The organism is Xanthomonas sp. BRIP62409 (genome assembly GCF_003992965.1).
GTDB classification, from domain to species: Bacteria; Pseudomonadota; Gammaproteobacteria; order Xanthomonadales; family Xanthomonadaceae; genus Xanthomonas; species Xanthomonas euroxanthea.
The window spans coordinates 66,722-79,848 of sequence record NZ_QEZJ01000037.1 but is presented as its reverse complement, the minus strand read 5'-3'; the positions used below and the strand labels follow the sequence as shown (position 1 = coordinate 79,848).

The following is a 13,127-nucleotide window of genomic DNA, read 5'->3' as shown; positions in this document are numbered from 1 at the left end:
GGATTGGGGGAATCGGGAATCGGGAATCGGGAATCGGGAATCGGGAATCGGGAATCGGCGAGGAGGATGCTGGACAGCGCCTGTGTGGGTTCGCTTTTGCGAATCTTATTTTCCTGATCTCCATTGACTGCCCCGATGAGGAACCGGGCGAGGCATTGAGGTGCCCGCTGCATTCAAGGCGCAGCCCGCGCCACGCCAGGCGCTTGATCGACTCGCTTCATTCGCCTTGATGACGCACTCACGCAATCAGCAACCAACGTCTGCGAGCGCTTGCCGCATCGGTACACCGATGCGTGCCATTCCCATTCTCAGGATCTGCACACCGGCTTGGCCAGAGTTGCCGCATGCGCAACGGCAACGAACAATCTGGCGATCTGGTGGTGCTCGGGCCCGAAGGCCTGTATTGCCCGCAGGGTGATTTCCATATCGATCCCTGGCGGCCGGTGCCACGTGCGGTGATCACCCACGGACACGGCGACCACGCACGCAGCGGCATGGGCGAGTACCACTGCACGCACGAGAGCCTGCCGATCCTGCAATGGCGCCTCGGCGAGCAGGTCTATCACACGCATGCCGACGGCGAAGCGTTCGATCTGGGACGCGCGCGGGTGTCGTTGCATCCGGCCGGGCATGTGCTCGGCTCGGCGCAGGTGCGCATCGAGGTGGATGGCGAAGTCTGGGTCGCCTCGGGCGACTACAAGCGCCAGCACGATCCCACCTGCAAGCCATTCGAAGTGGTGCCCTGCGACACCTTCATCACCGAAGCGACCTTCGGGCTGCCGGTGTATCGCTGGCCGGACACTTCCGATGTCGCGGCCGACATCGTCGCCTGGCGCCACGAATGCGCCGAACGTGGCGAGGCGGCCATTCTGTATTGCTATGCCCTGGGCAAGGCGCAACGCGTGCTGGCCGAATTGCGCGCCTGGGATACGCAACCGGCGTTGCTGCATGGCGCCATCGCCGTGGGCGTGGAGGTGTATCGCCAGGCCGGCATCCCGATGCTGGACACCCAACCGGTCAGCGAACACGCGCGTGGCGCCGACTATGCCGGGCAACTGGTATTGGCGCCGCCATCGGCGGCCGGCAGTGCCTGGATCCGTCGCTTCCGGCATGCGCAACAAGGCTTCGCATCGGGCTGGATGCGCATTCGCGGCAACCGCCGTCGGCGCAATTACGACCGCGGCTTCGTGGTGTCCGATCATGCCGACTGGCCGGACCTGCTGCGCACCATCGAAGACACCGGCGCACGGCGGGTGATCGCCACCCACGGCAACACCGATGCCTTGATCCAGCACCTGCTGGAGCGCGGCGTCGCTGCCGAAGCCTTCCGTACCGATTTCGGAGCCGAGGAATGAACCCCTTGCCTGCACGCCGTTATGCGCGCGCGCGCCCACGTCTGCGTCTGACCGGCGCCCTCGCGTTCCGCCGGCACGCATTGGCATTTCGCCTACATCGCGCCGTGCCGGCCGCGGTGATCGGGCCGCCGCGGCCCTACCGGCGTCCACGCTGCCTGAGCGCGTTTACGCGCCGCGCACTGGAGCTGCGTGCTGCCGACGACCGCGCATACCTGCAGGGCCCGGCGTGAAGCGATTTGCCGCGTTGTACCGCACCCTGGATCGCAGTACCGGCACGCTCGACAAGCGTGCGGCCTTGGTCGCCTACTTCAGCAGCGCACCGCCGCTGGATGCGGCGTGGGCGCTGTACCTGCTGGCCGGCGGCAAGGTGGCCGGCACGCGCATGCGCATTGCCAGCAGTGGCGAATTGCGCGAATGGATCACCGAAGCCGCCGGCATCGCCGACTGGCTGGTGGCCGACAGCTACGACCATGTCGGCGACCTGGCCGAGACCTTGGCCTTGTTGCTGGACGACCCGATCACCGAAGCGGCCGATCTGCCGTTGGCCGACTGGATCGAGCAGCGGTTGCTGCCGGTCGCAAATAAAGATGTCGAGGTGCGCAAGGCCTGCATCGTGCAGGCGTGGCGCAGCCTGGCCTTCGACGAGCGCCTGGTGTTCAACAAGCTGCTGACCGGCGCCTTGCGCGTGGGCGTGTCGCAGCGCCTGGTGCAGCAGGCGCTGGCGGAGATGTCAGGAATCGAGATCGCACGCATCGCGCAGCGCATGCTCGGCAGCTGGCGGCCGCATCCGACCTATCTGGCCAACCTGCTGACTGCCGAAGAACTGCCCGGCGATCGTCAACAGCCCTACCCGTTCTTTCTCGCATCGCCACTCGAAGCCGAGGTCGAAACGCTGGGCGCGGTCGATGACTGGTTGCTGGAATGGAAGTGGGACGGCATCCGCCTGCAGCTGATTCGACGCGCGGGCGAAGCGGCGCTGTGGTCGCGTGGCGAAGAACGCCTGGATGGCCGCTTCCCGGAAATCGAACAGGCCGCGCTGCAGTTGCCCGATGGCACCGTCATCGACGGCGAGCTGCTGGCCTGGCAACCGGAGCAGCCCTTGCCAATGCCGTTCACCGCGTTGCAGACGCGCATCCAGCGGCTCAAGCCCGGGCCAAAGACCTTGGCGGCGGCGCCGGCGCGGGTGGTGGCCTACGATCTGCTTGAGCTCGGCGGCGAGGACTTGCGCGAACGTCCCTTGCAGGAGCGCCGCGCGTTGCTGGAAGGGGTGCTGGGTACGCTCGCCGACCCGCGCATCGTCGCCTCGCCGTTGGTGCGGGTCGGCGACTGGCAGGCGGCGGCGCAGGTGCGCCTGGATGCACGCGAGCGCGGTGTGGAAGGGCTGATGCTCAAGCGCGCCAGCTCGATCTACCAGTCTGGCCGCCGCCGCGGCGACTGGTGGAAATGGAAGATCGACCCGCTCACCATCGACGCGGTGCTGCTGTATGCGCAGGCCGGCCACGGCCGCCGCAGCACGCTGTATACCGACTACACCTTCGGGCTATGGCACGAGGGCCAGCTGGTGCCGATCGCCAAGGCCTACTCGGGTCTGGACGACAAGGAGATCCTGCAGCTGGATCGCTGGATCCGCGCCAACACCACCGAGCGCTTCGGCCCGGTGCGTGCGGTCACCGCGCATCACGTCTTCGAGCTGGGGTTCGAAGCGGTCAACCGCAGCGCGCGGCACAAGTCCGGCATTGCGGTGCGTTTCCCACGCATCCTGCGCTGGCGGCAGGACAAGCCGATGAGCGAGGCCGATCACCTGAGCAGCCTGCAGGCGCTGGCACGGTGAGTGCCGCGCAGCAGACGCGCGGCACGCCCTTGCAGCAATGGCGTGCCTGGTTCGCGCAGCGCGGCTGGGCGCCGTTGCCATTTCAACGCGATGTGTGGAAGCGCTATCTCGCCGGCGAGTCCGGCTTGCTGCATACGCCCACCGGCAGCGGCAAGACGCTGGCTGCCTTCGGCGGGCCATTGCTGGAGGCCTTGTCCACGCGTGGACGCAAGCCGACGAGCAAGCCCGCGCCGGCCGCGCGGCGCCAACAGCAACGCACGCTGCAGGTGCTGTGGATCACGCCCCTGCGCGCACTCGCCGCCGATACCGCACGCGCCCTGCGCGAGCCGGTGGAGGCCTTGGGGCTGGATTGGCAGGTGGGCCTGCGGACCGGCGACGCCAGCGCGCGCGACAAGCGGCTGGCGCGCAGCGGCAAGCTCGATGTGCTGGTCACCACGCCCGAATCGCTGGCCTTGCTGTTGTCCTACCCCGACACCGCGCCACAGTTGTCGGCGCTGCGCTGCGTGATCGTCGACGAATGGCATGAGCTGCTCGGCAACAAGCGCGGCGTGTTGCTGCAGCTGTGCCTGGCGCGGCTGCGCGGCTGGGCGCCGGCGCTGCGCATCTGGGGCCTGTCGGCGACGCTGGGCAACCTGGCGCAGGCACGCGACGTGCTGCTGCCGCATCTTCCCGATGCTGCGCTGGTCTCGGGCGTCAAACCCCGCGCGATGACCCTGGAAACGCTGCTGCCCGACAGCGGCGAGCGCTTTCCGTGGGCCGGGCATCTGGGCCTGGCGCAGCTGGCGCGCGTACTGCAGAAGATCATGCAGCAGCGCACCAGCCTGGTGTTCACCAATACGCGCGCGCAGGCCGAGTTGTGGCATCAGGCCTTGAGTGCGGTGTGGCCGGACGACCTGGCCACGCTCGCGCTGCATCACGGCTCGCTGGACCCGTCCTTGCGAGCGGCCGCCGAACACGGCTTGCGCGATGGCAGCCTGCGCTGCGTGGTCGCCACCTCCAGCCTGGACCTGGGCGTGGATTTCCCCGCCGTCGATCAGGTGCTGCAGGTCGGCAGCCCCAAGGGCATTGCGCGCCTGCTGCAACGCGCCGGCCGCGCGCGCCACCGTCCGGGCGAATCCGGGCATGTGGTGTGCGTGCCCTCGCATGCGCTGGAGCTGGTGGAGTATGCAGCCGCGCGGCGCGCCATCGCGCACGGCCAGATCGAAGCGCGGCCGCCGCCGCGGCTGTCGCTGGATGTGTTGGCGCAGCACTGCGTGACCCTGGCACTGGGTGGCGGCTTTCAGGCCGATGCAGTGTTCGAGCAGGTGCGCGGCACCGATGCGTTTGCAGCACTGGATCATGCCACCTGGCAGGCGGTGCTGGACTTCATCGTGCAAGGCGGCAGCGCGCTGGCGCATTACCCGGATTTCCACAAGGTCGTGCGCGACGAACAGGGCGTGTATCGCGTCATCGATCGGCGCGTGGCGCTGCGGCATCGCCTGTCCATCGGCACGATCACCAGCGACGGCAGCGTGCGCGTGCAGTTCCTGCGCGGCGGGCGCCTGGGCGCGGTGGAGGAACAGTTCGTCGGCCGTCTGCGCCGTGGCGACCGGTTTCAATTTGCCGGCCGTTTGCTGGAGCTGGTGCGGCTGGAAGACATGACCGCCTATGTGCGCGTGGCCAAGGGCGGCAGCGGCGTGGTGCCCAAGTGGATGGGCGGGCGCATGCCATTGTCGTCGGCCCTGGGCCACGAGGTCGAAGCGGTGTTTGCCGATCCCGGCGACGCGCCGGAGATGCAGGCGCTGGCACCGTTGCTGCGCCTGCAATCGTCACTGTCCTCGTTGCCCGGCCCTGACCATCTGCTGGTGGAAAGCATCAAGGCCCGCGATGGCCGGCACGTGTTCGTGTATCCGTTCGCCGGCCGCCAGGTCAACGAAGGGCTGGCCGCGTTGCTGGCGGCGCGCTGGGGCCGGCGCCAGCGCAATACCTTCAGTTTTGCTGCCAACGATTACGGCTTTGTGCTGTCGCCGGCGCAGGACGTGGACCTCGATGCGGGCGTCTTGCAGGCCTTGCTGTCGCCGGAGGGCCTGTTTGCCGATCTGCGCGACAGCCTCAACCTGGGCGAGCTGGCACGCCGCCAGTTCCGCGAGATTGCGCGCGTGGCCGGTTTGCTGTCGCCATCGTTGCCCGGCCGTGCACCACGCAGCCTGCGTCAGCTGCAGGCCTCCAGCGGATTGCTGTACGACGTGTTGCAGCGTTTCGATCCGGATCATCTGCTGCTCGCGCAGGCCGAGCGCGAAGTATTCGAAGGCCAGCTCGAGCTGGCACGGCTTGCACATGCGCTGGAAGATTGCGCGCGGCGCGACCTGCGCCTGTGCAAACCGCGCAGCCTCACCCCGTTGTCGTTTCCGCTATGGGCCGAACGTGTGCGCGGCCAACTTAGTACCGAAGACTGGAAGGCCCGCGTGTTGCGTGCTGCCGAACAACTGGAGCGCAAACATGGGCGATAGCGTGCAGCTGCAGCTGGCCGGCGAAACGGTGGAACTGCTCGGCGAACGCGCACTGTATCGCCCGGCACAACGCGCCTTGTTGATCGCCGACCTGCATCTGGGCAAGGCCGATGTGTTCCGTCGCGCCGGCATCGGGATGCCGGCCGGCGGCACCGCGCATGATCTGGAACGGCTGGATGCGCTGCTGGAACAGCGCGAGGTGGACGCGTTGTGGATACTCGGCGACCTGCTGCATGGCCCTGCACCGCGCGCAGCCTGGCATCGCCGCTGGAGCGCGTGGCGCGAGCGGCATTGCGCATTGCGCGTGATCGCCATCCGCGGCAATCACGACCGCGCCTTGGCCGGCGCCGATCTGCATATCGAGCCGGCCGGCGAACAGGTGGAAGATGGCCCCTTCGTACTGCGCCATGATCCGCTGCCGCATCCGACCGGGCACGTGCTGTGCGGGCATCTGCATCCGCTGGCCGCACTGCCCGGCATGGCGCGTCGCTGGCCGGCGTTCTGGTTGCGCGAGCGCGTCACCATCCTGCCGGCGTTCTCGCATTTCACCGCCGGCATCGTGCCGACGCTGGTCGAAGGCGAACGCCTGGTTGCCTGCGTGGAAGACGATGCGCTGGCATTGCCGGTGCGCTAGCGGGCGCGGCCGTGCGTGGGCCGCGACGGCCTCTATGCGGCCGCTTCGGCCTTGTCGACGGCCACACGCGGCACCGGTTGCGACAAGGCCTCCACGAACTCCGGCGCCAATGCCAGTTTGCCGAACCAGCCGTGCTGGGTGCCGCTGAGCACGCGCAACATGTGTCCGCGCCCGCCGGGCACGCGCCCCATCGGGTGCAGCAGCAGGTCGCGCCCGTGCGCCCACAGATCGCGTTCGGACTGGAACAGCGGCGTCAGCCAACGGCTCCAGCGGTGGTAGATCGCCACATGCGCCTGGCGCTCGCGCTGGTAGCGCTGCAAGGCCGCATCCAGATCGGCACCGGCCCGCAAGGCATCGCGCAGCGCCAATGCGTCCAGCAGCGCCATGTTGACGCCCTGCCCCAGCTGCGGACTCATCGCATGCGCAGCATCGCCGGCCAGCACGAAACGGCCGCGATGCCAGCGTTTGACCACCGCGTCGCGGTAACTGGCACGCGCCAGTGCGCCATGCACCTGCACACTGTCCAGACGCGCATGCGCCTGCGGCCACATCTGCGCGATCTCCTCGCGCCATGCGGCAATGCCGCGCTGTTCCCATGCGGAAAAATCGCTGCACGGCAGGCTCCAGAAAAAACTCAGCCGCGGGGTGTCGTCGCCCGGGCGCGTGCCCACCGGCAGCAGGCCGATCATCTTGCGCGCGCCGATATAGCGCTGGCGTAACTCGTCGACAAACGGCCAGTCCTCGCGCGGCAGCAGACACCACAACGCCCCCCACGAATACACCCGATCCAGCCGCGTGCCCTGCGCCTGCGCGCGCAAGGCCGATGCGGAACCATCGGCGGCGATGATCAGATCGTAGCGGCCATGCCAGTGCCCACGCTGGTCCTGCACGCGCACGCCGTCGTGATCGATGGCGGTGATCTGCGTATCCACATGCAGTTGCGCGTGCTCCGGCCAGGCCTCGCGCAACAGCGTGAACAAGGCGCCGCGCTGCATCCCCAGGCCCATCAGCCGCGCATCCAGGTCGCGATACTGCATGTCCATCACCGCGCGTCCGCACGGCGTTTCGCCATACAGCCGGCGCACCGGCGCGCCATGCGCAAGCGCCTGCGGCAGCAATCCCATCTTCCACAGCACCTGCAAGCCGCTGGGCTGCAGCAGGAACCCTGCGCCCACCGGCCCGGGCGCGGCAGCGCGTTCGAACACGTCCAGTCGATGCCCGTCGGCGCCCAGCAGCGCGGCCAGTGCCTGCCCCGCCGTGCCATAGCCCACTACCGCAATCCGCAATGTTCGCTGCATGTCCTTCGCTCTTTGAAGCTCACCGACCCCGCATGGACCGGTGCAAAAAAAACCCCGCCGTGGCGGGGTTCTTCAACCGCACAATCGAGTCACATCACTCGACCGGCGTGATGTTCGAAGCCTGGGCACCCTTGGGGCCCTGGGTCACGTCATAACTGACGCGCTGGCCTTCCTGCAGGCTGCGGAAGCCCTTGGAGTTGATCGCGGAGAAGTGCGCGAAGACATCGGCGCTGCCGTCCTCCGGTGAGATGAAGCCAAATCCCTTGGCGTCGTTGAACCACTTGACGGTACCGTTCGGCATGGTGATGCGAGACCTTTGCAATAATTAATGGGTGGTGTACGGCAATGCGTACGCGCCGAGTATGCAAAGCTTATGCCCCGATGACAATCACCCGCGTGCAAGTTCGCCAATCAGCTCCGGCAATCCGGACGAGGCGGCATCGACGTTGGCCAACACCTCCGCCATGGTGATTTCCTGCGCGTCGCCGCAGCCGGCCGCCCAGTTGGCCACGATCGCCAAACACGCATATTCCAGGCCTTTTTCGCGTGCAAGACCGGCTTCGGGCATGCCGGTCATGCCGACCAGATCGCAGCCGTCGCGACGCATGCGGGCGATCTCTGCAATCGTTTCCAGCCGCGGTCCCTGGGTGGCTCCGTAGCATCCGCCGGTAACCATCGTGACGCCGGTCACCTTGGCGGCGGCGATGACCTTGCTGCGGAACATCGGCGAATACGGATGTCCGAAATCCACGTGCTGCACTTCGCTGCCCGGCTCTTCGCAGAAGGTGGACACGCGGCCCCAGGTGTAATCGATCAGCTGATCCGGGCAGGCCAGCACGCGCGGACCGAACTGCTCGGTGATGCCGCCGACGGTGTTGAGCGCCAGCACGCGCGCAGCGCCGATTTGCTGCAGCGCAGCGATGTTTGCGCGGTAATTGACCTTGTGCGGCGGCAGCGAATGGCCTTCGCCATGGCGCGCCAGGAACGCCACGCGGTGGCCCAGCAACATGCCGACGTGGATCGGGCCGGAGGGCGCGCCATACGGCGTTTCGATAGCGTGCGTCTGCACCTCGTCCAGCTGGGCGAGCTTGTAGACGCCAGTGCCGCCGATGACGGCCAATGCGATGGAATTGGGGGACACAAGCAACCTCTGCTACAAAAAAAACATGACGGTGCGCGCACGCGTGCGCGCCGGGCTGCCCGCGGCAATGCGGGCACGCTGCGGCAGTTACTGCTTCATCGCGTAGATGGCGGGAATGCCGCGCAGCTGCTCGTTGACGTCCATGCCGAAACCGAACACGTAACGGTCGGCCACTTCCACGCCGACATAATCGGCGGCCACGCCAGGCACGCAACGGTCGTGACGCTTGACGGTCAGCACCGCCACGCGCACGTCGGTGGCGCCCTGCTCCAGGCACCATTGGCGCACGCCCTGCAGCGTGTAGCCCTCATCGAGGATGTCGTCGACCAGGATCACCCGGCGGCCGAACAGCGCAGTGGCCGGACGGTGCTTCCACACCAGCTCGCCGCCGGTGGTTTCGCCGCGGTAACGGGTGGCGTGCAGGTAATCGAACTGCAGGTCCTGGCCGCGTGCGCCCAGCTCCAGCGCCAGCTGGCCGGAGAACGGCAGCGCGCCGTGCATGATGGTGAGATACACCGGCACTTCGCCAGCATAGTCGCGCGCAATCGCGTCGGCGATGCTGGCAACGGCCGCATCGATGGCAGGGCGGTCGACCAGCAGGTCGGCTTGGGCCAGGGCCTGGGAAATGGTGAGCGTGGACATCAGGCAGTTGTTCCGAAAGAGGCGGAAAGGGGAGTGGTGAATGCGGCGTCGGAGCCGGCGAGCAGGCCATCCCAGCCAAGCGCGCCGCGGCCGATCAGGCCGATCAATGCTGCGGTATTGAGGCTGCGGCCGGCCACGGCCTGCAGCGATTCATCGACCAGTTCCGGGTGGCAGACCAGCACCACGTCGCAGCCGGCATCCAGATGCGCATGCACCCGGCCCGCCACGCCGCCGGCGCTGAACGAGGCGGCCATGCCGATGTCGTCGGAGAACACCACGCCACGGAAGCCCAGTTGCCCGCGCAGGATCTGCTCGATCCAGCGCGGCGAATAGCCGGCCGGTTCCGGGGCGATCTGCGGGTAGACCACGTGCGCCATCATCACCGCATCGGCGCCGGCCTCGATGCCGGCCACGAACGGCACCAGATCCTCGGCCAGCAGGACCTCCAGCGGCCGCGGGTCGCTGGCATGGTCGACGTGGGTGTCCTCCAGCACGGTGCCGTGGCCGGGGAAATGCTTGAGCGTGGCGGCCATGCCGGCGCCGTGCAGCGCCTGCACATAGGCGCGGGTGAAGCTGGCCACGACCTGCGGGTCGTCGCTGAAGGCACGGTCGCCGATGGCGCGGTTGCCACGGCCCAGATCCACCACCGGCGCGAAGCTCAGGTCCACGCCGCTGGCACGCACCTCGCTGGCCATCAGCTGCGCATGCGCGCGCGCAGCGGCGAGCGCGGCCTCGGGGTCCTGCGCGTACTGCACGCCGAAGCTCTGCAGCGGCGCCAGCGCGCTGTAGCCGTCGCGAAAGCGCTGTACGCGCCCGCCCTCCTGGTCCACGCAGATCAGCACCGGGCGCGGTGCGGCCGCGCGGATGGACGCAGACAGCTCGGCCACCTGCGTGCGCGAGGCGAAGTTGCGCGTGAACAGCACTACGCCGGCGACCGCGTCGTGCTGCAGCCAGTCGCGTTCCTGTGCGCTGAGTTCGGTACCGGCAACGCCGATCAGAAGCATGTTGGGGGACTCCCGGGCCAGGCGCCAGGTTGGCGCAGCGCGGCATTGTCGCAGATGCGCGTTGCAGCGTCAGATCGCGCATTCAGGCAGGCGCGCGTTTGCCGCCGTCTCGGCCCCGCCGCGGCCCGCCGGCCGTGCCTCAGAGCACCTCCAGATTTGCCCGCCAGTACGCGGCCTGCGCCTGTACCTGCTCCAGCACCTCCGGTGCCATGGCGTCGAGTTGCCGGTACGGCAGCGCCAGGCGCTCGTTGGCACCCAGCAGCGTGCGCTGCCGCGCCAGGAAATCCCAGTACAGCGCGTTGTACGGGCAGGCCTGCGCGCCGACCCGCGCCTTGCGCTGGTAGCGGCAGCCCCCGCAGTAATCGCTCATGCGGTCGATATAGGCTGCGCCGCTGATGTAGGGCTTGCTGCCGAGCAGGCCGCCATCGGCGAACTGGCTCATGCCGACCGTATTGGGCAGTTCCACCCATTCGAACGCATCGATATAGACCCCCAGGTACCAGCGATGCAGCGCCTGCGGCTCCAGCCCCGCCAACAGCGCGAAATTGCCGATCACCATCAGCCGCTGGATATGGTGCGCGTGCGCGTTGGCCAGCGAATTGCCGATCGCATCGGCCAGGCAGCGCATGCCGATCTGCCCGTCCCAGAACCAGTGCGGTAGCGGTGCATGCTGGTCGAGCTGGTTGGACTGCGCATAGGCGGGCATCTGCGACCAGTACACGCCGCGCACGTATTCGCGCCAGCCCAGGATCTGGCGGATGAAGCCCTCCACCGATGCCAGCGGCGCATGCCCGTCGTGCAACGCCGCCTCCGCGCGCGCGATCAACTCGCGCGGATGCAGTAGCTTGACGTTGAGCGCGAACGACAGCAGCGAATGAAACAGCCGCGGGCTGCGCGTGCTCATCGCATCTTCGTAGCGACCGAAGTGCGGCAACGCATGCGTCATGAAGGCATCCAGGTGCTGCAAGGCTTCGTCGCGGTCCAGCGGCCACGGTAGCGCGTCGGCGTTTGGTGCGCCGAAGCTGCGGACGCCGGCTGCTTCGATACTGCTCCACAGCGCGCGGTGATCGTGCGCTGCGCGCCACTCCTGCGGCGCGGGCGGATCGCCCGGCCATGGCGCACGGTTGTCGTGATCGAAATTCCAGCGCCCGCCTTCCGGCTCGCCCGCGGCATCGAGCAGGATCCGGTGGCGACGGCGCATCTTTCGGTAGAACACTTCCATGCGCCATTGGCTACCGGCGCGAAAACAGCCGGCGACCTCATCGCGTTCGGTCAGGAAATGCTCGCTATCGATCATGCGCGTGGCGAACGGCTGGCGCGCGCACCAGTGCTGCAATGCCTGATCCAGGCGCCATTCGTCCGGCGCCTGGTACTCCAGCCGGCTGGCGCGGTAATGCGCCATCAGCGCGTCCAGATTGGCGGGGATCGCATGCCGATTGCTGGGGTTGTCGATGGCCACATAACGCACCCGGTGACCGGCCTGCCGCAAGTGCGCGGCGAACGCGCGCATCGCCGCGAAGATCGCCAGGATCTTCTGCGCGTGGTGCAGCACGTAGTCAGTTTCCTCGCGCACTTCCATCAGCACGTAGACCACGCCCGCATCGATCGCATCGAACCAGCTGTGTTGCCGATTGAGTTGATCGCCCAGGATCAGCCGCACTGTGTGCGCGGCAGCCTGCGGGGTGTGGCCAGCTGTGCCTGCCACCACATCAATCCTGACCGCTGCCCGCGGCGTCGCCGGCACACGCCCGCGCTGCCAACGCCACACCGCTTTGCCAGGCCCCCTCGACCTTGCCGCCGGCCAGCCAGTCGCCGCAGATGCCGATGCCCGGCCGCGCCTCCCAGGCACAGCCGATCTGCAACGCAGGCTCGGTGCTGGCCACCGTCCAGCGGTATGCATCGCAGGAGTGCGGTGGTGGCAGGCCGAGCGCGGCCAGCACCGGCAACAGGCTGGCGATCACGGCCTCAGGCGTTGCGTCCAGATGCGCCTGACTCCAATCGGCAGTGGCATGCAGCAGCCAGGTTTCCACGCCCGCCCTCCCCGGCTTGCTGGAGTTGCGTGCCACCCAGCGCACCGGGCCAGCGTTGACGAACAAGGCGTCGTAGCCGGGATCGACCGCCAGGTCGAAACGCAGCACCACCGCCCAGGCCGGCTGCATCCGTGCAGTGGCGGCAAGCGTCGCCAGCGTGGGTGCGAGGCCCGCTAGCAAGGCAGCCGCACGCGGCGCCGGAACCGCCAGCAGCACAGTGTCGAAGGGGCGTGTCGTCGCGTCCTCCGCCAGCTCCAGCTGCCAGGCGTCGCCATTGCGTTGCAGTGACCGCACGCAGGTGCCCAACCGAACATCGAGGTCGGCCGCAAGCGCACGTGCCGGTGCGGCCATGTCCGGCACCCCGACAAAGCGCGTCAACCCGCTGTGCGACGCACGCAGGGCGGTGCCATCCCAACTGGCGACGCGCGCAGGCCAGGCCGCCGCGGCGCCGCGCGCGATCCACGCATCCACCACTGCGGCAAACGCCGGGGCGCGTGCGGTGAAATACTGCGCGCCGTGATCGCACTGCCAGCCATCGCCGCCACAGCTGCGCATGCGTCCGCCGGGCAGAGTGTCCTGCTCGAACAGCGTCACCGCCAAACCCGCCGCCTGCAGCCGTTGCGCGCAGGCAAGCCCGGCCAACCCGGCACCGATCACCGCAACCGTCTTCGAGCGGGTGGGCGTCATCTCTCAGCTGCCGGCA

Annotated in this window: 12 protein-coding genes and 1 tRNA gene; 6 read left to right on the top strand and 7 right to left on the bottom strand. The window is 68.1% G+C overall.

The annotated features are described in order from the left end of the window. Window positions 1-344: 344 nt before the first annotated feature. The 6 genes from EO170_RS21395 to pdeM all read left to right on the top strand — a co-directional run bounded on the left by EO170_RS21395 (window position 345) and on the right by pdeM (window position 6,309). Window positions 345-1,355 (top strand): ligase-associated DNA damage response exonuclease, encoded by a 1,011-nt coding sequence (locus tag EO170_RS21395; RefSeq protein ID WP_119128982.1) that lies wholly within the window; start codon window positions 345-347, stop codon window positions 1,353-1,355. Then, window positions 1,352-1,585 carry a hypothetical protein gene (locus EO170_RS21390; RefSeq protein WP_126947971.1) on the top strand — a complete coding sequence of 78 codons (234 nt, stop codon included), beginning with the start codon at window positions 1,352-1,354 and terminating at the stop codon, window positions 1,583-1,585. The genes EO170_RS21395 and EO170_RS21390 overlap by 4 nt, the downstream gene beginning before the upstream one ends. Then, window positions 1,582-3,186: an ATP-dependent DNA ligase gene (locus EO170_RS21385; protein WP_126947969.1), complete on the top strand. Its 1,605-nt coding sequence runs from the start codon at window positions 1,582-1,584 to the stop codon at window positions 3,184-3,186. The genes EO170_RS21390 and EO170_RS21385 overlap by 4 nt, the downstream gene beginning before the upstream one ends. A 31-nt stretch (window positions 3,187-3,217) precedes the next feature. Beyond that, window positions 3,218-3,319, top strand: a tRNA-OTHER gene (locus EO170_RS21570). Continuing rightward, window positions 3,279-5,675: a ligase-associated DNA damage response DEXH box helicase gene (locus EO170_RS21380; RefSeq protein ID WP_164741134.1), complete on the top strand. Its 2,397-nt coding sequence runs from the start codon at window positions 3,279-3,281 to the stop codon at window positions 5,673-5,675. The genes EO170_RS21570 and EO170_RS21380 overlap by 41 nt, the downstream gene beginning before the upstream one ends. Beyond that, window positions 5,665-6,309: a ligase-associated DNA damage response endonuclease PdeM gene (gene pdeM, locus EO170_RS21375; protein ID WP_115047635.1), complete on the top strand. Its 645-nt coding sequence runs from the start codon at window positions 5,665-5,667 to the stop codon at window positions 6,307-6,309. The genes EO170_RS21380 and pdeM overlap by 11 nt, the downstream gene beginning before the upstream one ends. Before the next feature lie 32 nt (window positions 6,310-6,341). On the opposite strand, the gene EO170_RS21370 is transcribed toward pdeM, so the two are convergent. The 7 genes from EO170_RS21370 to EO170_RS21340 all read right to left on the bottom strand — a co-directional run bounded on the left by EO170_RS21370 (window position 6,342) and on the right by EO170_RS21340 (window position 13,111). Next, entirely contained in the window at window positions 6,342-7,607 is a 1,266-nt protein-coding gene (locus EO170_RS21370; protein WP_126947965.1) for an NAD(P)/FAD-dependent oxidoreductase, read from the bottom strand. Between the two features lie 94 nt (window positions 7,608-7,701). Next, on the bottom strand, window positions 7,702-7,908 hold the full coding sequence (locus EO170_RS21365) for a cold-shock protein (RefSeq protein WP_003488188.1): 207 nt from the start codon (window positions 7,906-7,908) through the stop codon (window positions 7,702-7,704). An 87-nt stretch (window positions 7,909-7,995) separates the two neighbouring features. Beyond that, window positions 7,996-8,748, bottom strand: a complete 753-nt coding sequence (locus tag EO170_RS21360) for an S-methyl-5'-thioinosine phosphorylase (protein WP_126947963.1) — start codon at window positions 8,746-8,748, stop codon at window positions 7,996-7,998. Between the two features lie 87 nt (window positions 8,749-8,835). Then, the gene (locus EO170_RS21355) at window positions 8,836-9,390 is read right to left on the bottom strand and encodes a hypoxanthine-guanine phosphoribosyltransferase (protein ID WP_016903731.1); all 555 of its coding nucleotides are present in this window, start codon (window positions 9,388-9,390) and stop codon (window positions 8,836-8,838) included. Further along, on the bottom strand, window positions 9,390-10,394 hold the full coding sequence (gene nagZ, locus EO170_RS21350; protein ID WP_126947961.1) for a beta-N-acetylhexosaminidase: 1,005 nt from the start codon (window positions 10,392-10,394) through the stop codon (window positions 9,390-9,392). Before nagZ ends, EO170_RS21355 begins: the two co-directional genes overlap by 1 nt. Before the next feature lie 139 nt (window positions 10,395-10,533). Continuing rightward, on the bottom strand, window positions 10,534-12,099 hold the full coding sequence (locus EO170_RS21345) for a cryptochrome/photolyase family protein (protein WP_164741133.1): 1,566 nt from the start codon (window positions 12,097-12,099) through the stop codon (window positions 10,534-10,536). 4 nt (window positions 12,100-12,103) lie between these two features. Continuing rightward, a complete protein-coding gene (locus EO170_RS21340) occupies window positions 12,104-13,111 on the bottom strand; it encodes an FAD-dependent oxidoreductase (protein WP_126947959.1) in 1,008 nt (335 codons plus the stop codon). Between the last annotated feature and the right edge of the window lie 16 nt (window positions 13,112-13,127).